This window comes from Allobosea sp. TAF32, from assembly GCF_052113585.1.
In the GTDB taxonomy this organism is placed as follows: Bacteria; Pseudomonadota; Alphaproteobacteria; order Rhizobiales; family Beijerinckiaceae; genus Allobosea.
Genome location: NZ_JBFRDM010000001.1, coordinates 752,048 through 772,921 on the forward strand (window position 1 = coordinate 752,048; position 20,874 = coordinate 772,921).

Here is a 20,874-nt window from a genome sequence, read left to right on the forward strand (position 1 = left end):
TCACCTCCGCCCTGAGACACGGCCGCGCTGGCCGCGCAGCCAGGCCTTCGCTTCTGTGGCCAGCGCCACCTGAGCTGGAGCTTGCGCCCCGTCATTTGCCGCGAACAACGCGTCGAGGCGGGCGGCCAATCCGTCCATCGGCGTGCCGGAAGGTGCCGTCGCGCGGATAAAGGCCGTCCAGGACGAGCCGGTCAGGGCGGCTACGCGCTCGCGCCCATAGGCGACCATGGCTGCGCGCTTGAGTACGGCCGAAATGGCGCCGACCGCGTCGCCATCTCGCGCAGCGCTATCGACCTCCTTGGCGGCACGGCGCAGATAGCCGTCGGCGCGATAACGCTGCAGGGCGCGCCAGCCGAACACGGCGAGAGCCGCGACCGCAGCGCTTCCGACGATCCAGATGCCGACGGCCGGCGGCCAAAAGGCGATCGCCGGCGGCAGCGCCAGATCGGCCATGTTGGCGAGATCGCCGGGATCGCCGCTCATGGCGATCTCCCGCTGGCGCTTGCGAGCCTCTGCGCCTGCCGCCGGCCGATCAGCTCGCGCATCTGCTCGGCCACGTCGCGATCAGGCGCGATCGGCAGCACCGGGATGGCGCGGCTGCGCGAGAGCCCCGCCATTCGCGCACGCCATTCCACACGCTCGTCGAAAAAGCGCCGGCGCAGCGACGCCCCGGAGGCATCGACCTCGATCTGCGCCTGCCCCGAGCTGAAGGTCGCCCGGCCGATATCCGGCAGATCCTGCTCCAGGGGGTCCTGCACGAAGACCGCAAGCACGTCGTTATGGGCGCAGAGACGGGTCACAAGCCGCCGGGTTTCCTCGTCCTCGCCGGCGAGATCGGAGATGACGCAGATCAGCCCGTCATGCTTCACCATGCGCGCAGTCGCGCTCAGCGCTTCGTTGAGCCGGCCCGGGCTGCGGTCGGATGGCGAGGCATGTTCGAGCGCCGCATTCTGCCGGGCAACCTCGCTGAGGACACGCACGGCGCCCAGATCCCGGGCGCGCGGCTGGACCGCGACGACATCATCGTCACCGAAGACGACGGCCCCGACGCGATCGCCGAGGGAGGTGACACGCCAGGCCGCGAGCGCGGCGGCCTCGGCGGCCGCAACCGACTTCATCGCCCCCCTGCTGCCGAAGAACATCGTGCTGCGCTGGTCGACAAGCAGGATGACGGGGCGGTCGCGCTCCTCGGAATAGACCCGCACATGCGGGCTGCCGAGCCGCGCCGTCGCGAGCCAGTCGATGGTGCGGGTGTCGTCACCCTCGAAATAGTGCCGGAGTTCCTCGAAATTCAGGCCGCGCCCGCGCAGGTGCGAGGCGTGGCGGCCGGCGAGCAGGCTATGCACGGGCTGGCGCGGCAGGAAGCTGAAGCCAAGGGCGCGATGCTTGAGCCGAAGCAGGTCGTCGAGCGTGGCGAAGGCACGGGCTCCCGCGGCCGGAGCCGGCCCTCCCGTCCTCGCCCTCTCCCGCATCAACGCCATGACGCGCCTCGCTACGCCGCAACGGCGACCTGTTTCACCACCTCGTCGAGCACCGCATCGGCGCTGACACCTGCGGCACCCGCCTCGTAGCCGAGCGAAATCCGATGCCGCAGGCAGTCATGCGCCACGGCCTGCACATCCTCGGGGGTGACGTAGTCCCGCCCCTGCAGCCAGGCATAGGTCCGCGAGCATTTGTCGAGCGCCAGCGTCCCGCGCGGGCTGGCGCCGACCGCGATCCAGTTCTTGAGGTGCTCGCCATATTCGGCGGGCCGCCGCGTCGCCGCGACGAGCCCGACCATATAGGCCTCGACAACACCCTTCGTCGTCACCCGGTCGATCTCGGCGCGGGCATCGAAGATCACTTGCTGCGGGATCGACGCGGCTGTCTCCGGCGGCCTCACATTCGCGGCGGCGGTCTCGGAGCGCACCAGCCGCATCACCTTCACCTCGTCGGCATCGGAGGGGTAGTCGATGCGAACATGCATCAGGAACCGGTCCATCTGCGCCTCGGGCAGCGGATAGGTTCCCTCCTGCTCGATCGGATTCTGCGTGGCGAGCACCATGAAGAGCGGCGGCAGGTCGTAGCGCTTGCCGGCCACGGTGACGTGGCGCTCCTCCATCGCCTCGAGCAAGGCCGACTGGACCTTGGGCGGGGCGCGATTGATCTCATCGGCGAGGATCAGGTTGCCGAAAACCGGGCCCTTGCGGAATTCGAACTGGCCATTGGCCCGCAGGATCTCGCCGCCGGTCACATCGGAGGGCAGCAGGTCCGGCGTGAACTGGATGCGGCTGAACTCGGATTCGAGATTGGCCGAGAGGCTCTTGATCGCCCGCGTCTTGGCAAGGCCCGGCAGTCCTTCGAGCAGGACATTTCCGTTGGCGAGCAGCGCGACGACGATGCGCTCGACGACCCGCTCCTGCCCGATGATGTCGGCATTCATCCGGCTCTGCAGGTCATTCACGGTATCGCGCGCGGTCCGCCCGGCTCCATCCATGGCCCGATCCCTCAACTGCATCCGGATCGGACTGTGGCGAAAGCTGAGCTCAAGTCAGCCGCGTAACCGTTACGGCGGCAGGGGGCGGCCGCGCCCGCGCCATGGCGAGAAGCGGCTCTGTGCGGCCCATGCCTGCGTCGTCAAGCGTGTAACCGTAAATGCCGGGTCGGGGCCGAAGCCCCGAACCGGCATCGCCGGCTTCAGGGAATCTTGGGAACGAGATCGTTGCCGAAGCTGTCCGTCTGGCGCGCGAAGCTGTTCGTGCCGGCCTGGATGTAGGCAGGTCCGCCGGCGCGCGACGGGATCGGACCGGGATCAAGATAGCTGCGCGGCGGCGGCACCGACGTCACGCTGAGCTGCGGCTCCGGCGACGAAGCAGCCTCCTGGGTCGTACAGGCACCCAGCATGGCGGCGGGAACGATGAGCGTGAGCAAGGCGGAGAAACGGAGACTGCTGGTGTCGATCATGCGGATTTCGGCCTCAGCCGTCCTTTTGTCGCGCGTGGTTGCAGCTCATCTCTAGAGCGGTCAGCGCCCGCGGACAACACAGCGAAAGCCGACATGGCTGGTGGAGGTATCGATCGGTTCGGCGTGACGCGCCGCCGGCCGGTACCGCCGGCAATAATTCGGCGCGCAGAGATGGGAACCGCCCTTCAGGACCTTGCGCGGGATGCGGATGTCCGGCATGCGCGGATCATAGCTTTCGGCTTCGGGGCCGCCGCGCGGATTCTGCGGCACGCAGCAGGCTTTCGGCGCATCGCCCTGATGTTGCACCGACCAGAAATCGGCGGTCCACTCCCAGACATTGCCGATCATGTCATAGAGGCCATAGCCATTCGGCGGGAAGGTCCCGACCGGCGAGGTACGGGCCCAGCCATCCTCCTTGGTGTTCTCGAAGGGGAAGTTCCCCTGCCAGGTATTGGCCATGTGTCGGCCACCCGGCATGAGCTCGTCGCCCCAGGCGAATTCAGAATCGTCGCGGCCGCCCCAGGCGGCGAATTCCCATTCCGCCTCCGTCGGCAGCGCCTTGCCGGCCCAGGCCGCATAGGCTTCGGCATCGCGATAGGCGACATGGACCACCGGGTGATCGTCCAGCCCCTTGAGCGAGGAGCCTGCGCCATAGGGCTTGCGCCAGGTCGCACCGAACTTGAAGGTCCACCATTGCGACCAGTCGCGCAGATCGACGGGATGCGAAGGCGGGTCGAACATCAGCGACCCCGCCCGCAACATATGCGGCAGGGCGCCTGGATAGTCCTTCGGGTCCGGGGCGATTTCGGCGAAGGTGACATGGCCCGTCGCCTCCACGAAAGCGCGGAACTGCCGGTTGGTGACCGGCGTCACATCGATCCAGAACGGGTCTACGCAGGCACGATGGCTCGGCGCCTCCTCGGAATAGTGCTTGTCCGAGCCCATCCGGAACAGGCCGCCGGGGAGATGCACCATTCCATCCGTCCCGGCGCGGGCCTCGATCTCCGCGGCATCTGCCATGGCCCTAGTCTCCCTTGCCGTTCTTGCGTTCGCCATCGGCGAGAAGCTGCTTGCGCGCCTTCGCCATCGCCTTGCGCAGATCTTCGTCGAAGGCCGGAAAGCGCGGGTCGAGCTTTTCAAGGCGTTCGACGATCGTCGCCGCCACGACGAGCCGCGTGAACCATTTATTGTCGGCCGGCACGACATGCCACGGAGCGACCTTCGTCGCGGTGGCGGCGATCGCGGCCTGATAGGCCCGCTGGTAGTCGTCCCAATGTTCCCGCTCGACGATGTCGTTCAGATCGAACTTCCAGTTCTTGTCTGGCTCGTCGATGCGCGCGAGCAACCGACGCCTCTGCTCCTCCCGGGAGAGGTTCAGGAAGAACTTCAGCACGACCGTGCCATTCCGCGCGAGATGTTTCTCGAAGTCGCGAATGCTCTCGAAGCGCTTGGTCCAGAGCTCTTCGCCGGCGGGCTCGGGCGGCAGGTTCTGCTTGCGCAACAAATCCTCATGGACGCGCACGACCAGCACCTCCTCGTAATAGGAGCGGTTGAAGATGCCGATTTCGCCGCGCTCCGGCAGTTTGCAGCCGGCCCGCCACAGGAAATCGTGGCGAAGCTCCGACAGGCTCGGAGCCTTGAAGGAATGCACGATGCAGCCCTGCGGGTTCACGCCCGACATGACGTGCTTGATCGTGCTGTCCTTGCCCGCCGTGTCGATCGCCTGCAGAACGATCAGGATCGACCAGCGGCGCTCGGCGTAAAGGCGCTCCTGGAGGTCGTGCAGACGCTTGACGCCGAGCTGCAGTAGCTCCTTCGCCTCGTCCTTCTCGATGTCGAGACCGCAGGTCTCGGCCGGATCGAACTGCTTCAGTCGGAAGCTGTCGCCATCGGCGACCCGGAAACGAGCGATGATGTCATCCGGCCGCATCGCCAGCCCTTTCTCGCGAAGATCGGCCGCACAGGCAACGCCGCGGCATTCTGCTACACTTCCCCCGCTTGGATCGCATGCCGCCCCAAGAGGGCGCAATCGCCATTTGCGACCGCGCCCGTCCTCCGCCCCGCGAAACCTGGGTAGCCCGCCTTTGCAGGCCCCCCGGTTCGGCCAGCGGCTATTTTGAGGCGCCCGTGCGGTCCAGATTGCGCATCAGGGCATCGACCATCTGGTCGACGCTGAAGCTCGCCGGACGTTGGCTCGGCGGATACTCCTTGAAGGTCTGCAGGAACGGCGCGACCTTCCAGACGCCGTATTGGATCAGATAGGCGTTCTTCGCGAGCCAGTCATAATACTGGTCCGAGACGATGTCGGCCCGCTCCATCGGGTCCATGCGCAGGTTGAAGACTTTCGGCGCGCGCAGGCAGGTGAAGGGGTTCGCCCAGACGATGAAACCGCCGGGCTGACGCTGCTCGCAGAACACGATCTTCCAGTCGTTGTAGCGATAGGCGACGAGTTCACCATCGTCATTGAAGTAGAAGAACTCGTTTCGGGCCGATTTCGGCTGCTGGCCGGTCAGGTAGGGCAGCTGATTGTAGCCGTCGAGATGGACCTTGGCCTGTTGGTTGCCGAGCGTCGTGCCCTTGGCGAGCTTGTCCTTGATATCGCCATCGCCAGCGGCGGCGACCAGTGTCGGGAACCAGTCGAGGCCGGAGACCATCTCGTTCGAGACCTCGCCCGCCTTGATCTTGCCCGGCCAGCGGATCATTGCCGGGACGCGGAAGGCGCCTTCCCAATTCGTATCCTTTTCCGAGCGGAATTGCGTGGTCGCCGCATCGGGCCAGGACCATTGGTTCGGGCCGTTGTCGGTGGTGTAGACGACGATGGTGTTGTTGGCGACACCGAGATCGTCGAGCGCCTTCAGGAGCTTGCCGACATCCTCGTCATGCTCGAGCATCCCGTCGGCATAGTCGTTGCCGGGCATGCCGCTGCGGCCCTTCATCGACTCGCGCACATGCGTGTAGACATGCATGCGGGTGGTGTTCATCCAGGTGAAGAAGGGCTTCTGCGCCTTCACCTGCCGCTGCATGAAATCGATCGCAGCCGCGGTGGTCTCGTCGTCGATCGTCTCCATCCGCTTGGCCGTGAGCGGGCCGGTGTCCTCGATCTTGCCGTCGGCGGAGGTCTTGAGCACGCCGCGCGGTGAATTGGATTTGACGAAGTTGGCGTCGTTCTTCGGATAATAGGGGCGCTCCGGCTCCTCCTCGGCATTGAGATGGTAGAGATTGCCGAAGAACTCGTCGAAGCCGTGCCGGGTCGGCAGATATTCGTCACGATCGCCGAGGTGGTTCTTGCCGAACTGTCCGGTCGCGTAGCCCAAAGGCTTGAGCGCCTGCGCGATGGTGACGTCGCGGTCCTGCAGCCCGACAGTGGCGCCGGGGATGCCGACCTTGCAGAGGCCGGTCCGCAGACAGACCTGACCGGTGATGAAGGTGGAACGGCCGGCCGTGCAGCTGTTCTCCGCGTAATAATCGGTGAACATCGTGCCTTCCCGGGCAATGCGGTCGATGTTCGGCGTCCGGTAGCCGACGACCCCATGCGAATAGGCGCTGATGTTGCTCTGCCCGATGTCGTCGCCGAAGATCACGAGGATGTTGGGCCGAGCAGGGGCCGAGGCCGGGGCGGGTTGCTGGGCCTTTGCGGCCCCTGAGAGGCCCATGACGGTGGCCAACGCCGCCGCCGCCACCGCAGCCAGGAATTTTTGGCGTTCCATGAAATGCTCCTGGTTTCGCATCGCGACAGTGGAGACATTGCCGACACAGCGTTCGTCCGCGCACGCGATCGAATGCATCGCACGGGGGCATTCCGGGCTTAAGCTTGTAACAGTTACGGTCGCCCGGCGCCGCGCGCGTGCCGACGCAAGCCGATGGCGGCGGAGATCGCGCTCGTGGCTTCGGCGGCCAGGTTGTCGACGCGCTCATAGCCACATGCGCTCGCGACCACATAGTCCCGGAAACTGGTGGCCAGGACTTCTCCGGTGCCGAGATCGCCCAGGCGCCAGGAATAGCGCATCGTGCTGTCGACGGGGCGCACGGCGATATCGAGCGAAAACGCCTCATGCGGCGCGGAGTAGATGGCCTGAATCGACTCAACTGCCGCCCGGCGCTCATCCGACGGCACCACGCGGATGGAGAAGGAAGCCCTCTGCAGCATCATGGCGAGTGCATCGACGAAAAGCTCGGCCCGCGCCGCCATGTCGTCGTTGCCGCGTCCGGTATGGTCCTGCAGGATGACTTGCGGGGCGAACGACGAATGGTCGGCCCCGCTCTCGACGAGACCACAGCCAGCTTCGATACCGTCGACCACACAGGACCATGCGAAAACCGGGACGTAACCGCCTTTAGGAAGTGAAATCCGGAGAGCGGCATCAGATCCTGCCCCTTCGTAATAGGACGCCAGGGCCGTTCTCAGGCGGGTCGCCTCGATCCTGACGATCGGATCCGTCGTCGGGTCAAAGGCTTCGTCACGGCCGAAAACATCGACCCCGATGGTGTAGGCCTTGATGCGATCGGCCGAGCCCTTGACGGCCTGCGTCACCACAAATGCGAGAAAGCGTCGGTTGCGCTCGGACAGGCGCAGATCATCGGAATTCAGCAGTACTTCGAGGGCTCCGAGAACCTGATCGGCTCCTGGTGGCTCCTGCCCGCTATTCAAGCTCTCGCCCATCGCTCAGCCCCGCTGCTGGACCGAAACCACGTCGATATTCGCAATATGCCGATCGCACTATGACTCTCTGTCAATCCCGTGGGCAAGCGCGAATACGCATGGCGCGCTCGCGAATCTTCCCGACCTCAAGAAAGTCGATTCAAGATATCTTGCTCTGTCGCAATCATCAGCGAACGATATTCCTGCGACCGCTCGAGGGCGGCAGGAGCCGCAGACTTGTCCCAATAGGACGCCGCCTCGCAGGCGACCTCATAAGCTTCGCATAATTCCGCAATCCGCGCATCCCTGTCGAACAGGGTCTTGAGCGCCGCGCGTTTCTGTGGCCACCGAAGCATCAGGCGAGCCAGGCCGCGTCTTTGCGCCTTTTCCATCGGCCGCGCCTTCTTCAGTGGAACGGGCACGTCCGCATTCTGGCTGAGGTCATCGCTTGCTGAACATCATGTAACCGTAACAATGCCGGTCCTGGGACCAGAAACGGAAAGACCGCGCTTCTTGACGACTGAAGCAAATCAGCCCAGCGTCGACGGCAGGGTCAGGGAAATCGTTCATGCGGCGCATCGGTACGGCCGTCTTCGCAGCGACGGCGTGGGTCGTCGCCGGTGCAATTCCAGATACCGCATTCGCCACCGAGGGCGGCGCGAGCCTTTATGTTCCTGGATTTCGCGGACCCGGCGCAGGCATCGTCCCGCCGCCCGGCTTCTACTTCGAAAACGATATCTATTCTTATTCGGGGCGCCTCTCGGCGAGCCGGCAGACGCAGATCGGCGGCGCCGTCCTGGCCAATGTGAAGGTCGAGGCGCGGGTCGATTTCGTCACGCCGACCTGGGTAACGCCGATCGAGATTTTTGGTGGCAATCTGGGTTTCGCCCTGACCCTGCCGTTCGGGCAGCCCCGCGTCAGTGCGGGCGCGCTGATCGCCGCGCCCCGCCTCGGCCGCGCCTTCGGCGCAAAGCTGCGGGATTCGGACTTCCTGTTCGGCGACCCAGTTCTCACCAGCTTCGTCGGCTGGCATGCCGGCAACTTCCATTGGCAGGTCGGCGGCGCCGTCAACATCCCGTCGGGCACTTATCAAGACGGTTCGCTATCCAACCTCTCGTTCAACCGCTGGATCGGCGACATCTACGCCGCCGCGACCTGGCTCGATCCGAAGATCGGGCTGGACATCTCCGGCGCGGTCGGCCTCGAGATCAACGGCACCAACGACGCGACCGACTACAAGAGCGGCAACGCCGTGCATGTCGACCTCGCCGTCAGCCAATATTTCAGCAAGGAATTCTCGGTCGGCGCGTTGTTCGCGCATTACCAGCAGATCACCGGCGACAGCGGTTCGGGCGCGTCGCTCGGCCCCTATAAGGGCCGCGTGACCGCGGTCGGCGGCACGATCGCCTATTCCTTCGCCGTCGCCGGCACGCCGGTCACGGCACGCCTCAAAGTGCTGCGCGAGGTGAGCGTCGAGAACCGGCCACAGGGGACGATCGGTCTTTTCAGCATCGCGTTCCCGCTCGGCGCCGTCGCGCAGGCAGCGCCGCCGCCCGAGCCCGTGCCTGGCGCCCGTGTGGTAAAGTACTAGCCGACCGACGTCGAAGGATCTGCAGGAAGTCGCGGGCGCTGCGCTTTCCAAGTCGCCGGCAAGGGGGTACTTGGCTGTCGCGGTGAGAGCGCTCGCGCCCTGCACCGGTTCCGCCACTAGCCCAGTATTCACCGGATCATGGCCCAGACGACCCCTGCCACCCAGGCATTGAAGCGGCTCGGCATCGGCTTCGAGCTACGCAGCTACGACTATGATCCCAATGCCGAGCGGGTCGGATTGCAGGCAGCCGAAGCGCTGGGCGAGCCGCCCCATCGCGTCCTCAAAACCCTGATCGCACAGGTCGACGGCAAGCCGGTCTGCATCGTGCTCGCCTCCGATCGCGAGGCCAGCATGAAGAAGGTCGCGGCGGCCTTCGGCGGCAAGTCGGCAGCGATGATGCCGGTGCCGGATGCCGAAAGGCTCACCGGCTACAAGGTCGGCGGCGTCAGTCCCTTCGGGCAGAAGCGCAAGCTGCCGACTATCGTCGACGAAGCCGCGTCCGGCGAGACGCTGGTTTACGTCAATGGCGGCCAGCGCGGCCTGCAGATCGCGCTCACGCCCGCCGATCTCCAGCGTGCTGCCGACGCGCGCAGCGCCCCGCTCTCAACCTGATCGCGGCCTCGCGCCGCCTTTCCCACTCGCTCCCGATGGCTTAGTGGCACGGGGGCGCCGCTTCCCAAGGTTTCCAAACGCATGATTCGCCTCGAGAACATCAGCAAGCAGAACGGAAAGCAGATCGTCTTCATCGAGGCGTCGGCCGGGCTCCTCAAGGGCGAAAAGGTCGGCCTCGTCGGCCCCAACGGCGCCGGAAAGACCACGCTTTTCCGGATGGTCACTGGCGAGGAAGCACCGGACGAGGGTCAGGTCTCGATCGATCGCGGCGTCACCATCGGCTATTTCAGCCAGGATGTCGGCGAGATGTCCGGCCGCAGCGCGGTCGCCGAGGTGATGGACGGGGCCGGGCCGGTCAGCACGGTCGCGGCGGAGCTCGCAGAGCTCGAGGCCGCCATGGTCGACCCGGACAGGGCCGACGAGATGGAGGACATCATCGCCCGCTATGGCGAGGTGCAGGGCCGCTTCGAGGAACTCGACGGCTACGCCCTGGACGGGCGGGCCCGCGAAGTTCTGGCGGGCCTTGGCTTCAGCGAAGAGATGATGGAAGGCGATGTCGGCGCGCTCTCGGGCGGCTGGAAGATGCGTGTCGCGCTCGCCCGCATCCTGCTGATGCGCCCGGACGCGATGCTGCTCGACGAGCCGAGCAACCATCTCGACCTCGAAAGCCTGATCTGGCTGGAATCCTTCCTCAAGGGTTACGAAGGCGCGCTGCTGATGACCTCGCACGACCGCGAGTTCATGAACCGCATCGTCGGCAAGATCATCGAGATCGACGGCGGCGCGTTGACCACCTATTCCGGCGACTACGAATTCTACCAGCAGCAGCGCGCGCTGGCCGAAAAGCAGATGCAAGCGCAGTTCGAGCGCCAGCAGGCGATGCTCGCCAAGGAAATCGCCTTCATCGAGCGCTTCAAGGCCCGCGCATCGCATGCCGCGCAGGTGCAGAGCCGGGTGAAGAAGCTGGACAAGATCGAGCGCGTCGAGCCGCCGCGCCGGCGCCAAACCGTCGCCTTCGAGTTCCAGCCGGCGCCGCGCTCCGGCGACGATGTCGCCAGCCTCAAGAACGTGCACAAGGCCTATGGCAGCCGCAGCATCTATGAGGGGCTCGACTTCCATATCCGCCGCAAGGAGCGCTGGTGCATCCTCGGCGTAAACGGGGCCGGCAAGTCGACATTGCTCAAGCTAGTCACCGGCGCGACCGAGGCCGACGCGGGCACCGTCACCGTGGGCAGCAGCGTCAAGATGGGCTATTTCGCCCAGCACGCCATGGAGGTGCTCGACGGCGAGCGCACCGTGTTCGAGGCGCTGGAAGACCGCTTTCCGCAGGCAGGGCAGGGCTCGCTCAGGTCGCTGGCCGGCTGCTTCGGCTTCTCCGGCGACGATGTCGAGAAGCGCTGCCGCTTCCTGTCCGGCGGCGAGAAGGCGCGCCTCGTGATGGCGATGATGCTCTACGACCCGCCGAACTTTCTCGTGCTGGACGAGCCGACCAACCATCTGGACATCGCGACCAAGGAGATGCTGATCACCGCGCTCTCGCAATATGAGGGCACGATGCTCTTCGTCTCGCACGATCGGCATTTCCTCGCCGCACTGTCGAACCGGCTGCTGGAGCTGACGCCCGAAGGCGTCCATGCCTATGGCGGCGGTTACACGGAATACGTTGCGCGCACCGGGCAAGAGGCGCCGGGCCTGCGGAGCTAGACGTTCTCGCTAGCGCGCGAAGACCGACCAGCCGGTCGCCTCGGCCAGGCGTTCCAGCGCCAGCGTGCCGAGCAGCGAATTGCCGTTGGCGTTGAGGCCGGGCGACCAGACCGCGATCGCGGCCTTGCCCGGAGCGACGGCGAGGATGCCGCCGCCGACGCCGGACTTGCCGGGCAGGCCGACGCGGAAGGCGAAGTCGCCCGAAGCATCATAGTGGCCGCAGGTCAGCATCAGCGCGTTGATGCGCCGCGCCCGCTGGGCCGAGACGACGCGCGGGCCGCCCGGTTCGTAGACCCCGCCATGCATCAGGAAGCGCCCGGCCATGGCGAGCTGGCGGCAGCTCATGGCGATCGCGCATTGATGAAAATAGACGCCGAGCGTCAGCTCCGGCGCGTGGGTGACGTTGCCGAAGGCCTTCATGTAGTTGGCGAGCGCGATGTTGCGGAAACCGGTCGCCTGCTCGGCCCGCGCGACAGCGTCGTCGATGACGATCCTGTCGTCATCCGCCAGGTAGCGCACGAAGCGCAGCAATTCGCCGATCGCGACGCGTGGCTCGTGGCCGGCGAGATTGATGTCGGCGACGACGAGCGCGCCGGCATTGATGAAGGGATTGCGCGGCACGCCCTGCTCGCGTTCGAGCTGAACGATCGAGTTGAAAGGCGTGCCGGACGGTTCGCGCCCCACCCTGCGCCAGAGCGTGTCGCCGACCTTGCCGAGCGCCTGGGTCAGGGCGAAGACCTTGGAGACGCTCTGGATCGAGAAGGGTTCCTCGCTGTCGCCGGCGGCGTGCACTGCGCCATCCGCCGTCACGACGCAGAGCCCGAACTGACGCGGATCGATGCGGGCGAGCGGCGGGATATAGGTCGCGACCTCGCCGCGCTCGCCGGCGTCGCGCATCTCGTCGGCAATGTCGCGGACGAGCCGCCCGATATCCGTCACGCCTGAGATCCCGGCTGCTGCGCATGGCAGGCAAGCCCGAGCGGGGCCGCCGGGTCAAGCCCCGCCGCGCCGGCAAACGCTTATTGCAGGCGAAGCGTCTCGCCGGAGGAGGCGCCCCCGATCACCGGACGCTGCGAAGCGATGACGCACAGCGATTTGCCGCGCGACTTCGCCTGGTACAGCGCGGCATCGGCCGCGGTCATCAGGCTGTTCATGTCGCGGCCATGCTCGGGAGCGAGCGCAATGCCGACGGAGGCACCGATATGGAGCCTGTGGCCGCTGTCGAGCTCGTAAGGCTCGGAGATTTCCCTCACGATCCGCTCGCCGAAGCGCTGAAGCTGAACGTGCTCGGTCTGCTCGGAGAGGACGACGAACTCGTCGCCGCCGATGCGCGCCGCGATGTCGGACGCCCGGACGAGGCCGCGCAGCCGCTCGGCCACCAGCTGGAGCAAAGCGTCCCCCGCCATGTGACCGTAGCTGTCATTGACGGCCTTGAAGCCGTCGAGATCGAGATAGACCAGGGCAAGCCCCTTGGGAGGCTTCGCATCGTCGAATTTAGTCGTGAAGGCCTTGGCCAGCCCGGTCCGGTTCGACAGCCCCGTCAGCATGTCGTGCCGCGCGTGGAAGGCATTCTCGCGTTCCGCCCGCATGGTGGAGATCAGCATCCCGTTCAGCTTGTAGGCCGCCATCGTCATGCTGAAGAGATAGAACGGGATCTGCATGAAGGTGATGAGCATCATCGGCTCGGACAGGAAGGGCGCCGCAAGCACGCAGGGACCGAGCGTGAGTGCGACCATCACGCCGGCCATGCGCGGCGCCGCGAAATTTCGAAAGCAGATGCCGCCCACCATCGCAGCGGCCGACAGGCAGGCGAGCGTGGACGCCACCCAGTCGCCGCTCATCAGGCTCAGGAACGTGCCGGCGCCGATGCCGGCCGCCCAGGCGACACCGAGCAGGAGATAGATGTCGGTTGGGGTCGATTGGCCGCGCGCGGCACGCTTGCGCGCCGCAAGCAGGACGCACAGGCGCACGATGCAGCAAACGATCTCGAAAGCACACCAGAGCGTGAATGGCAGGGTCGGGATGCGCCAGGCGATGAGGAAGGACACCGCCAGCGAGTTGATGACGCCGCCGGCGAAGATCGGCAGCGTGCCGTAGAGGCTTGCAACCAGCGCGCCCCGGATATCGGGGGGGACATCCGGGCCGGCATCCGCAAGCCAGCGCGTCACACGCCAACGCGGCAGGCTGAAACGGAGGACTGGGGCACTCATCGGCTGATCCGGCTCCTCTGGCGAGCAGGCCAGCGGAGCACCCGGTCGCGAAGGGTGCCTAGCAATCAGGGGTTACGATTCAGTGAGGAACGCCGCGCGAATCAAGCGTTGTATGCAATGCAGGGCTGCTGAAAACTCGGATCGTCACCGGATCTGGCGGTAGACCCAGACCCGCGCAGGCGGAATGTTGCGCAGCACCCAATCGGAGACGAAGGCCTTGAGGCCGGATCCCTTGCGCGGGATCGGCGAGATCACCGAATAGGTGAACTGGATGAACGGCGCACCCTCGACAAGCAGCGGAAAGGCCTCGCGCGCCAAGGCCGTGCGGGTGGCCGGCGGCCGGTTGAACAGCGGCAGGCTCGAGACGAGCGCGATCGCCTTCTCGTGCAGATGGCCGGTGAGAGTCTTGGACAGGGCATACGCATCGCCCTGCACCACCGTCGCACGCGGAAAGCGCCGACGCAGGAGCTCACAGAACTCCGGGCTGTACTCGACGAGGATGAGACGGCTCTCGTCGATGCCACGCTCGATCAGCGCTTCGGTGACCGGGCCGGTGCCGGGGCCGATCTCAATGACCGGGCCGGGTTGCTCGGGATCGACGAAGGAGGCCATCCGCCGCGCGAGTGCCGGGCTCGACGGCGTCACCGAGCCGGTGCGCAGCGGGTCGTCGATCCAGGACTTGATGAAGCGGGCCTCGTCGCCGAGCTTCGCCCTGGCTTCGCTGACTCGACTCTTGAACTTCTCGGCGGTGCTGCGAACTTCGCTCTCGACCTTGTAGCGGACGGCCGCCACCTTGAGCTTGGCTTCCGCGACGCTGTCGACAAGGTCAGCCGCCGTCACCCGCACCTCGCCCTCGATCCGCGACGCCACGCGGGATTGCCCGAGGCGAGCGGCGAGCGACGTTGCGCGCGGACGATGACGGATCGTCGAAGACATGGCACCCCTTGATCGCCGCAGAGACGACGCGTCTGACGCAGCCGAACGTTACCTGCGCGGCATATGGGGTCAAGAGCGGCCGCCCGCCAAGTTCTTTTCCGCAGTTCCGGCAAAAAGCTGTCAGATCAACGGCCTCGGCGGCGAAGCCTGCTCGTAGACCGCAGCCATATGTGCGGTCAGGCGCGGGTTGAGCAGCGTCAGCCGCCCGCCCGAGAGCGAGAACAGCCCGGCCTTGCGCAGACGCGACCAGGTCTTGCTGGTGTGGACCAGAGACAAGCCCAGCGCATCGGCGAGCTGCTGCTGCGAGAGCGGAAAGGCGAAGCTGTGGTTGCTGACGAGGCCAAGCGTCTCGGCGCGATGGTAGAGCGAGATCACCAGAGCGGCGATGCGCTCGCCCGCGTTGCGCTGGCCGACCGTGGTCAGGTTGTCGTCGATCAGGCTCTCCTCGCGTGAGCCCAGCCAGGCCAACTCATAGGCCAGCGTCGGCATTCTGACGAAGAGGTCCCAGATCCGCCTGCGCGGGAAGACGCATAGCTCGACATCGGTGAGCGCTTCGATGCCGTGCTCGGCCGCGCTGAGCAGGGAAGCCTGCAGGCCGACGAGATCTCCCGGAAGGAGAAAATTGAGGATCTGGCGACGTCCGTCAGGCAAGGATTGGTAGCGGAAGGCCCAGCCCGAATAGAGCGTGTAGAGCTCGGCATCCTCCTGGCCGGGGTGAATGATGTCGGCACCGGCCGGAAGGCTGCGATGGTCGATCTTCATGGCCTGAATGAAGCGGATCTCGTCGTCTGCCTTGTCCTTGAAGGCGGGCTTGAGCCGCAGCGGGCAGGCAAGGCAAGGCGTTCCCAAGCGGCCCTGCTTACTGACGATGTTCATGAACCTATAGGTCCCCCCGACTCCGCCGCGGAACGCATCGGCAAGCGTCCAACGCGCAAGACGGCGGCGCGTTCCGAATCGGCTCCAAAGGAACCATCTCGGCTTCCGCTGCGTTTTCCTGTCGAAATCCGGCCCATCCGGGCCGGAAGCGTTGGGAGATGGACATGCCGAAAGCCAGCCTTGCCCCCGCTGCACGAGCCCTGCTTTTCTTCGGCTTCATGGGTGCGGCCGTCACGGGTCTGACCATCGGAGCGCAACTGCAAATCCCCTCCGACCAGAGTTCGACGAGCGTCGCCATGGCCAGGGGCGAACGCGACAAGGCCGCGGATCTCCGCTTCGCCGCGGTCGATTCCGCTGACCGGACGCGCAGCACGGCGAAGAGGGCGATCGCCTCACCGTCTCAGCAGGCGCTTGCAAGCGGGCCTATAACGCATGTCGTACGCTGAGCCTGCCAGCGGAACCTGACGCGGTTCCCCGCGTTAAACGCGCGGCGCATCCTCGCGTCGCACTTCAAGGCCGCCTCTGGCGGCTTATTTTTTGAGTGCAGGCAGAGCCCCCATGCTGCGTATCCGACACGCAACGACCTATCGCTATGCGCAGCCCGTCGCCTTCGGCCCACATCGGCTGATGCTGCGGCCACGTGACAGCTTCGACCTGCGCGTCGTCGATACCGCCCTCTCGATCTCGCCGTCCGCCAGCCTGAGCTGGATGCACGACGCCTACGGCAATCCCGTCGCCATCGCGAATTTCGAGGGCGAGGCCGATACGCTCGACATCGTCAGCACCCTGATACTCCAGCGCTTCGGCCCCGCCATTCCGCGCTCCGAGATCAAGCCCGGCACAGCGCTGACCGGGGTCGTCTACGGCGAAAACGAGCGGTCGGTGCTGCAGCCGTTCCTCGCTCTCGCCAGCGCCGACCCCGACAAGATGCTCGACCGCTGGCTCGCCGATTTCAGGGCGAGAACCGGCCAGGGCTCGGGCCATCTCCTGCGCGATCTTGCTCACGCTCTCCATGACGCACTCAGCTACACCACCCGTTTCGACGAAGGCACGCAGCACCCCGTCGACACCCTGGAGAGCGGTTTTGGCTCCTGCCGCGACTACGCCTGGCTGTTCATCGAACTCGCACGGCGCATGGGTTTCGCCGCACGCTTCGTCACCGGCTACATCCATGACAGGAGCCCGGACGACGCCCTGCTGACCAGCGCGGTGGGATTGACCCATGCCTGGGCGGACGTCTTCATCCCCGGCGATGGTTGGGTTGAGTTCGATCCGACCAATGATCTCGTTGCCGATCGCCAACTCCTGCGCGTCGCGGTCGCCCGCGTGCCGGAGGATGCCTCCCCCATCGCCGGCAGCTTCACCGGGCCGGCGGGCTCCTTCCTGGGGCTGAGCGTCGGCGTATCGATCGAACCGGTCGACGCGCCCCAAGCCGGATCAGATCTGGCTGCATCAATGTGATCGGCCAGTCCGGCTCCCACTTGGAAAGAGTTCGGTCAGGACGCATGCCTGACACGCCAGCGGCCAAGCGAACCGCCTTGAGGCTCTGCTGTCTGCACCGCCTCGATCTGGGCGAGGAGGCCGGCAAAAATACGCGGCGGCGCGCCGTGGCTGATCTCGCGATCGGCGTCGAGCCAGACCTCGATCGTGTCGTCGTCGATATCGACGACGTTGACCGTGATGCGCACGCTGGGCGTGCTGCGCAGCGCGCGCGAAGCGACATCGGCTACGAGAAATCCGAGCGGGATGATGCGATCCACCGAAAGCGTCGCCGCCGTATCGATCCGGCTCGTCACCCACTGATCGCGGCTGCGGATCAGATTCGAGATCATCGTGACGACGTCGTCGAGGAAGAGATCGACGCGGACCGGCTGCATCTCTCCGTCCGCCAGCGTGAAGCGATAGGCTGCCGAAAGGACATGGACGCGACATTCGGCATCGGCGAGAGCCAGCCGGGCCTCGTCGCGGTAATCGCGCTTACTCAGGCCGATATAACTCTGGACGACCTGCAGGCTGTTCTTCACCCGGTGATGCAGCTCACGCACGAGGAAACGGTTGTCGTCCAGGGCGGTTTGCAGGCGGCGCTGACGCACCTCCTGCTCGTCGACCATGGCGTTGAAAGCTTCCGCCACGCTGCGGATATCGCTCGGCATGTCCTCGGCGAGCGCCACTCTCGCCCGCCCGGACGAAGCCCGCGCACGGGCCGCCGCTTCGATGCCGCGCAGCCAGCGGGCGCAATGCTTGTCGATCGCGCGCAGGTAGACGACGCAAAGCAGTGCAAGAGTGGTCAGCGGCGCGAGCAGGAGCACGAAGAACTGCAGGCGCGCGGCCTGGGCCGGCCCGTCGTCGAAGCTGGCGATGACGTAGAAGTCGGGATCGGCGACCATCCGGGCCGAATAGACGCGATCGGGACCGGCGCGGCTGGGCGCCGTCCAACGTTCGCGGCCGTTCGGAACCCGATTCTGTTGCGGCAACCAATTCATATCCGCATCGTCGCCGCGGTTGGCCACGATGTCACTGCCCCGGCCGATCAACGCGACATTCATGTCCCGCCGCCCATCGCCAAGATCGAAGACGTTCTCCAGCAGCTCCGGCGCGGTCAGGAGAAGTGCCTCTTGCAGACCCCTGCCGGCCGTCTCCGGGTCGGCCATCAGGATGGCGAGATAACGCCGGCCGGCGAGCGTGACCTGATCATAGCGGATTCTGCCGAGATCGGCGCCGTTCCAGTTCGCGACGGAAGGAAGCTTTGCCAGCTGTCTGGCGACATCGCCCAGCGTCTCCTTCGAGAGATCGGCATTGAGAGAAGCCGTGCAGATGCGACCATCGGCGCTGCGCAGGAAGAAGGCGTGGAAGCCGCTCGCCCGCTGCATCGCTTCCAGCCCCGCTTCCTCGCAGACAGCAGGATCGACGCGCGGATCGCTCGCCATCGTTCCAAAAGCGAGCAGTGCGCGCGAAGCCCCCCGATACCAGACGCGCGTGCGCACCGCGAAATCATCGACCGCGCGCAGCTGGGCTGCCTCGATCGTCGCGACGGCAGCGCGATAAGTGGCATAGGCAGCGAAAGCAGTGGCGCAAGCAACCGGGACCGCAATAGCGATCAGAAGGGCCAGAAGGCGCCCTCGAACGGTGCTGAACCGCGCCAGACGCATCAGGAGCCGACTGGTTCGGAACCGACCCTTTGCATCGCGGCCGCGCTGGTGCGGTCCGGCCCAAGATCGTCGACGCCACCGATGGAAAGCAGCTCGGCGAGCTTCGTCCGAGCGCGGTTGACCCGGCTCTTGATCGTGCCGATCGCCACGCCGCAGATGTCCGCCGCCTCCTCGTAGGACAAGCCGGTCGCGCCCACCATGATCAGGACTTCACGCTGCTCCTCGGGAAGCTTCGCCAGCGCCTTGCGGAAATCGGCGAGGTCGAGATGGCTTTCCTGATTGCCATGCGTCGCCATCCTCTCGGCATAGGTGCCTTCGCTGTCCTGCACCTCGCGCCCGCGCTTGCGATAGAGCGAGTAATAGGTGTTCCGCAGGATGGTGAAAAGCCAGGCGCGCAGGCTGGTGCCCGGCTCGAACTTGTCGGAGTTGCCCCACGCCTTGAGAAGCGTATCCTGGACGAGATCGTCCGCGAGCTGCATCGACCCCGACAACGAAGCCGCGAAGGCGCGCAAGTTCGGGATTTCGCGAATCAGGCCGTCCTTGAACTCGTTGGCAGCGCGGGAAGCCTGAGGGAGATCATTTGCACTCATCGGACGACGCTCCGGCTGCGCGCAGTTCCGTCGCTTCGAGCTGCGCCAGCAGCGCAAGGAATTTGTCCGGGACAGGTGCGTTCACAATGTCGTCGTAGTGCGCCTTGAGCGAGCGACCTATGGATTCCTGCACCTTCGCATCCAGAACCAGTTCGAAGTCGTCATTGTCGCCTCCGTCCGGCTCGGACATCGCTGTATCCACGTTGCTCATCTCAGCCCTCGCGCCGCAACCGGGCCTGCTTTTCCAGCAAGTCCCGCACTTCATCTCTCTGTCGGCGAAACCAGAGCCAGATGGCGGTGGCGACACCAATGCGCCCTAATAACAGCCGCGATTTCAAAAGGTTCCGCATCCGGCAAAAAATAAATTCCTTGTCAGCGGCTCATCCTAAGCCATTATCCAGGCACGATAAAAGGGACGCGTTCATGTCTATCGCAAAAGAAATTGCGCCTCATCTTCCTTACCTGCGCCGGTTCGCGCGCGCCCTCAGCGGCACTCAGGCCAGCGGTGACGCCTATGTCGTCGCAATGCTGGAAGCGCTCGTCGCCGATCCATCCGGCTTTCCTCGTGGCATCGATCCGCGCGTCGGTCTCTATCAGTCCTTCCTGAAGCTGTGGTCTTCGGCCGGCGTCGATACCAGCGAGCCGATTGTCGAGCTCACGCGGGCTCCGGCCGAGCGCAATCTCGAGGCGCTGACGCCAAGGCCACGGCAAGCCTTCCTGCTGCGAACCGTCGAGGGCTTCTCGATCGAAGAGGTCGCGACGATCATGGGCGTCGACACGGCCGAGGCGGCCGCGCTCGTCCAGACCGCCGGCCAGGAGATTGCCGAGCAGGTCGCGACCGACGTGCTGATCATCGAGGACGAGCCGATCATCGCGCTCGACATCGAGACGATGGTCGAGGAACTCGGCCACAGCGTCACCGGCGTGGCCCGCACGCAGCGCGAGGCGATCGCGCTGGTCGGCAAGAAGCGCCCCGGCCTTGTGCTGGCCGATATCCAGCTGGCCGATGGCAGCTCCGGGCTCGATGCGGTCAACGAGATCCTGACCTCGATCGACGTGCCCGTGATCTTCATCACAGCCTACCCCGAGCGGCTGCTCACGGGCGACCGGCCGGAGCCCGCCTTCCTGATTACCAAGCCGTTCCAGCCGGAAGCGGTGAAGGCCGCGATCAGCCAGGCGCTGTTCTTCGATCGGCGGGCCGGCCGCAAGGCCGCCTGAGCCTCTTTCCTTGCTGATCAGAAGCCCGCGGCGCGCCGCGGGCTTTTTTTGTCGCGCCCGGAACCAGCACCGCCGCCGCACGTTCCGCAACACGATGTCGGTTTGGTTTTCGGTGCGGGAGGGCATGGACCATGGCGATGACCTGCTTGTCGGCAGCGATCGCAGCGATTTCGGTCGCGGCAACACTGTTTTCAGGAGCCGTGGCACCGGGCGCCATGAGCGGCGAAATTCTGTCACTAGTACTGGCCGCATTGACCAGCCTGGCCGTGGCTGGAGCAGCCGCTCTCGACAGCTGAACTTGGCAAGCCGCCTCGGCTGTTCAGCTGCACGAATACTTCTGCTGACCGCCGTCGGCCTCGTCCCCGCGTCAGTCCGTGCGGAGGTCGCGTCACCGCGGTTCCAGGGG

At 65.7% G+C, this 20,874-nt stretch carries 23 protein-coding genes; 7 read left to right on the top strand and 16 right to left on the bottom strand.

Features of this window, described 5'->3' with window-relative positions; translation table 11 throughout:
* The 9 genes from AB4Z16_RS03415 to AB4Z16_RS03455 form a co-directional block, all read right to left on the bottom strand.
* Entirely contained in the window at positions 1 to 483 is a 483-nt protein-coding gene (locus tag AB4Z16_RS03415) for a DUF4381 domain-containing protein (protein WP_441509904.1), read from the bottom strand.
* Complete coding sequence (locus AB4Z16_RS03420; RefSeq protein WP_441509905.1) at positions 480 to 1,481, bottom strand: DUF58 domain-containing protein; 1,002 nt, start codon at positions 1,479 to 1,481, stop codon at positions 480 to 482. Before AB4Z16_RS03420 ends, AB4Z16_RS03415 begins: the two co-directional genes overlap by 4 nt.
* An 11-nt stretch (positions 1,482 to 1,492) precedes the next feature.
* On the bottom strand, positions 1,493 to 2,476 hold the full coding sequence (locus tag AB4Z16_RS03425) for an AAA family ATPase (protein WP_441509906.1): 984 nt from the start codon (positions 2,474 to 2,476) through the stop codon (positions 1,493 to 1,495).
* Positions 2,477 to 2,676: 200 nt separating this feature from the next.
* Positions 2,677 to 2,943 carry a hypothetical protein gene (locus AB4Z16_RS03430; RefSeq protein ID WP_441509907.1) on the bottom strand — a complete coding sequence of 89 codons (267 nt, stop codon included), beginning with the start codon at positions 2,941 to 2,943 and terminating at the stop codon, positions 2,677 to 2,679.
* Positions 2,944 to 3,003: 60 nt separating this feature from the next.
* Positions 3,004 to 3,963 (bottom strand): formylglycine-generating enzyme family protein, encoded by a 960-nt coding sequence (locus AB4Z16_RS03435; protein WP_441509908.1) that lies wholly within the window; start codon positions 3,961 to 3,963, stop codon positions 3,004 to 3,006.
* 4 nt (positions 3,964 to 3,967) lie between these two features.
* The gene (locus AB4Z16_RS03440; RefSeq protein ID WP_441509909.1) at positions 3,968 to 4,873 is read right to left on the bottom strand and encodes a polyphosphate kinase 2 family protein; all 906 of its coding nucleotides are present in this window, start codon (positions 4,871 to 4,873) and stop codon (positions 3,968 to 3,970) included.
* 181 nt (positions 4,874 to 5,054) lie between these two features.
* A complete protein-coding gene (locus tag AB4Z16_RS03445; protein WP_441509910.1) occupies positions 5,055 to 6,650 on the bottom strand; it encodes an arylsulfatase in 1,596 nt (531 codons plus the stop codon).
* 113 nt (positions 6,651 to 6,763) lie between these two features.
* Positions 6,764 to 7,603 carry a hypothetical protein gene (locus tag AB4Z16_RS03450; RefSeq protein WP_441509911.1) on the bottom strand — a complete coding sequence of 280 codons (840 nt, stop codon included), beginning with the start codon at positions 7,601 to 7,603 and terminating at the stop codon, positions 6,764 to 6,766.
* A 125-nt stretch (positions 7,604 to 7,728) separates the two neighbouring features.
* The gene (locus tag AB4Z16_RS03455; protein ID WP_441509912.1) at positions 7,729 to 8,004 is read right to left on the bottom strand and encodes a hypothetical protein; all 276 of its coding nucleotides are present in this window, start codon (positions 8,002 to 8,004) and stop codon (positions 7,729 to 7,731) included.
* 146 nt (positions 8,005 to 8,150) lie between these two features.
* Between AB4Z16_RS03455 and AB4Z16_RS03460 the strand changes: the two genes are divergently transcribed.
* The 3 genes from AB4Z16_RS03460 (at position 8,151) to AB4Z16_RS03470 (ending at position 11,489) form a co-directional block, all read left to right on the top strand.
* The gene (locus tag AB4Z16_RS03460) at positions 8,151 to 9,173 is read left to right on the top strand and encodes a SphA family protein (protein WP_441509913.1); all 1,023 of its coding nucleotides are present in this window, start codon (positions 8,151 to 8,153) and stop codon (positions 9,171 to 9,173) included.
* A gap of 138 nt (positions 9,174 to 9,311) precedes the next feature.
* Positions 9,312 to 9,785, top strand: coding sequence for a Cys-tRNA(Pro) deacylase (ybaK, locus tag AB4Z16_RS03465; protein ID WP_441509914.1), 474 nt, complete (start codon positions 9,312 to 9,314; stop codon positions 9,783 to 9,785).
* Between the two features lie 81 nt (positions 9,786 to 9,866).
* Positions 9,867 to 11,489 (top strand): ABC-F family ATP-binding cassette domain-containing protein, encoded by a 1,623-nt coding sequence (locus AB4Z16_RS03470; RefSeq protein WP_441509915.1) that lies wholly within the window; start codon positions 9,867 to 9,869, stop codon positions 11,487 to 11,489.
* Positions 11,490 to 11,498: 9 nt separating this feature from the next.
* Here AB4Z16_RS03470 and AB4Z16_RS03475 read toward each other — a convergent pair whose 3' ends face one another.
* The 4 genes from AB4Z16_RS03475 to AB4Z16_RS03490 all read right to left on the bottom strand — a co-directional run bounded on the left by AB4Z16_RS03475 (position 11,499) and on the right by AB4Z16_RS03490 (position 15,511).
* Positions 11,499 to 12,428, bottom strand: coding sequence for a glutaminase (locus AB4Z16_RS03475; RefSeq protein WP_441509916.1), 930 nt, complete (start codon positions 12,426 to 12,428; stop codon positions 11,499 to 11,501).
* 80 nt (positions 12,429 to 12,508) lie between these two features.
* Positions 12,509 to 13,699 carry a diguanylate cyclase domain-containing protein gene (locus tag AB4Z16_RS03480; RefSeq protein ID WP_441509917.1) on the bottom strand — a complete coding sequence of 397 codons (1,191 nt, stop codon included), beginning with the start codon at positions 13,697 to 13,699 and terminating at the stop codon, positions 12,509 to 12,511.
* Positions 13,700 to 13,843: 144 nt separating this feature from the next.
* Positions 13,844 to 14,635 carry a class I SAM-dependent methyltransferase gene (locus AB4Z16_RS03485; RefSeq protein ID WP_441509918.1) on the bottom strand — a complete coding sequence of 264 codons (792 nt, stop codon included), beginning with the start codon at positions 14,633 to 14,635 and terminating at the stop codon, positions 13,844 to 13,846.
* Positions 14,636 to 14,755: 120 nt separating this feature from the next.
* A complete protein-coding gene (locus AB4Z16_RS03490) occupies positions 14,756 to 15,511 on the bottom strand; it encodes a Crp/Fnr family transcriptional regulator (RefSeq protein WP_441509919.1) in 756 nt (251 codons plus the stop codon).
* 164 nt (positions 15,512 to 15,675) lie between these two features.
* Between AB4Z16_RS03490 and AB4Z16_RS03495 the strand changes: the two genes are divergently transcribed.
* Together AB4Z16_RS03495 and AB4Z16_RS03500 are read left to right on the top strand one after the other, a co-directional pair.
* Positions 15,676 to 15,957 (top strand): hypothetical protein, encoded by a 282-nt coding sequence (locus tag AB4Z16_RS03495; RefSeq protein ID WP_441509920.1) that lies wholly within the window; start codon positions 15,676 to 15,678, stop codon positions 15,955 to 15,957.
* A gap of 112 nt (positions 15,958 to 16,069) precedes the next feature.
* Complete coding sequence (locus AB4Z16_RS03500) at positions 16,070 to 16,972, top strand: transglutaminase family protein (RefSeq protein WP_441509921.1); 903 nt, start codon at positions 16,070 to 16,072, stop codon at positions 16,970 to 16,972.
* 35 nt (positions 16,973 to 17,007) lie between these two features.
* Here AB4Z16_RS03500 and AB4Z16_RS03505 read toward each other — a convergent pair whose 3' ends face one another.
* The 3 genes from AB4Z16_RS03505 to AB4Z16_RS03515 are packed head-to-tail and all read right to left on the bottom strand — an operon-like array spanning position 17,008 to position 19,461.
* Positions 17,008 to 18,660 carry a sensor histidine kinase gene (locus AB4Z16_RS03505; protein WP_441509922.1) on the bottom strand — a complete coding sequence of 551 codons (1,653 nt, stop codon included), beginning with the start codon at positions 18,658 to 18,660 and terminating at the stop codon, positions 17,008 to 17,010.
* A complete protein-coding gene (locus AB4Z16_RS03510) occupies positions 18,660 to 19,250 on the bottom strand; it encodes a sigma-70 family RNA polymerase sigma factor (RefSeq protein ID WP_441509923.1) in 591 nt (196 codons plus the stop codon). The genes AB4Z16_RS03505 and AB4Z16_RS03510 overlap by 1 nt, the downstream gene beginning before the upstream one ends.
* Positions 19,237 to 19,461, bottom strand: a complete 225-nt coding sequence (locus AB4Z16_RS03515; protein ID WP_441509924.1) for a NepR family anti-sigma factor — start codon at positions 19,459 to 19,461, stop codon at positions 19,237 to 19,239. The genes AB4Z16_RS03510 and AB4Z16_RS03515 overlap by 14 nt, the downstream gene beginning before the upstream one ends.
* 212 nt (positions 19,462 to 19,673) lie before the next feature.
* Here AB4Z16_RS03515 and AB4Z16_RS03520 point away from each other — a divergent pair, with 212 nt between their 5' ends.
* Together AB4Z16_RS03520 and AB4Z16_RS03525 are read left to right on the top strand one after the other, a co-directional pair.
* A complete protein-coding gene (locus AB4Z16_RS03520) occupies positions 19,674 to 20,468 on the top strand; it encodes a response regulator (RefSeq protein ID WP_441509925.1) in 795 nt (264 codons plus the stop codon).
* 131 nt (positions 20,469 to 20,599) lie between these two features.
* Positions 20,600 to 20,764, top strand: coding sequence for a hypothetical protein (locus tag AB4Z16_RS03525; protein WP_441509926.1), 165 nt, complete (start codon positions 20,600 to 20,602; stop codon positions 20,762 to 20,764).
* Positions 20,765 to 20,874: the final 110 nt, after the last annotated feature.

Coding starts and splice junctions, on each gene's coding strand:
- AB4Z16_RS03510 (WP_441509923.1), bottom strand. CDS start 19,250: ATGAGTGCAAATGATCTCCCTCAGGCTTCCCGCGCTGCCAACGAGTTC.
- AB4Z16_RS03445 (WP_441509910.1), bottom strand. CDS start 6,650: ATGGAACGCCAAAAATTCCTGGCTGCGGTGGCGGCGGCGGCGTTGGCC.
- AB4Z16_RS03520 (WP_441509925.1), top strand. CDS start 19,674: ATGTCTATCGCAAAAGAAATTGCGCCTCATCTTCCTTACCTGCGCCGG.
- AB4Z16_RS03450 (WP_441509911.1), bottom strand. CDS start 7,603: ATGGGCGAGAGCTTGAATAGCGGGCAGGAGCCACCAGGAGCCGATCAG.
- AB4Z16_RS03490 (WP_441509919.1), bottom strand. CDS start 15,511: ATGAACATCGTCAGTAAGCAGGGCCGCTTGGGAACGCCTTGCCTTGCC.
- ybaK (WP_441509914.1), top strand. CDS start 9,312: ATGGCCCAGACGACCCCTGCCACCCAGGCATTGAAGCGGCTCGGCATC.
- AB4Z16_RS03505 (WP_441509922.1), bottom strand. CDS start 18,660: ATGCGTCTGGCGCGGTTCAGCACCGTTCGAGGGCGCCTTCTGGCCCTT.
- AB4Z16_RS03460 (WP_441509913.1), top strand. CDS start 8,151: ATGCGGCGCATCGGTACGGCCGTCTTCGCAGCGACGGCGTGGGTCGTC.
- AB4Z16_RS03515 (WP_441509924.1), bottom strand. CDS start 19,461: ATGAGCAACGTGGATACAGCGATGTCCGAGCCGGACGGAGGCGACAAT.
- AB4Z16_RS03485 (WP_441509918.1), bottom strand. CDS start 14,635: ATGTCTTCGACGATCCGTCATCGTCCGCGCGCAACGTCGCTCGCCGCT.
- AB4Z16_RS03425 (WP_441509906.1), bottom strand. CDS start 2,476: ATGGATGGAGCCGGGCGGACCGCGCGCGATACCGTGAATGACCTGCAG.
- AB4Z16_RS03495 (WP_441509920.1), top strand. CDS start 15,676: ATGCCGAAAGCCAGCCTTGCCCCCGCTGCACGAGCCCTGCTTTTCTTC.
- AB4Z16_RS03430 (WP_441509907.1), bottom strand. CDS start 2,943: ATGATCGACACCAGCAGTCTCCGTTTCTCCGCCTTGCTCACGCTCATC.
- AB4Z16_RS03440 (WP_441509909.1), bottom strand. CDS start 4,873: ATGCGGCCGGATGACATCATCGCTCGTTTCCGGGTCGCCGATGGCGAC.
- AB4Z16_RS03480 (WP_441509917.1), bottom strand. CDS start 13,699: ATGAGTGCCCCAGTCCTCCGTTTCAGCCTGCCGCGTTGGCGTGTGACG.
- AB4Z16_RS03435 (WP_441509908.1), bottom strand. CDS start 3,963: ATGGCAGATGCCGCGGAGATCGAGGCCCGCGCCGGGACGGATGGAATG.
- AB4Z16_RS03420 (WP_441509905.1), bottom strand. CDS start 1,481: ATGGCGTTGATGCGGGAGAGGGCGAGGACGGGAGGGCCGGCTCCGGCC.
- AB4Z16_RS03500 (WP_441509921.1), top strand. CDS start 16,070: ATGCTGCGTATCCGACACGCAACGACCTATCGCTATGCGCAGCCCGTC.
- AB4Z16_RS03415 (WP_441509904.1), bottom strand. CDS start 483: ATGAGCGGCGATCCCGGCGATCTCGCCAACATGGCCGATCTGGCGCTG.
- AB4Z16_RS03525 (WP_441509926.1), top strand. CDS start 20,600: ATGGCGATGACCTGCTTGTCGGCAGCGATCGCAGCGATTTCGGTCGCG.
- AB4Z16_RS03470 (WP_441509915.1), top strand. CDS start 9,867: ATGATTCGCCTCGAGAACATCAGCAAGCAGAACGGAAAGCAGATCGTC.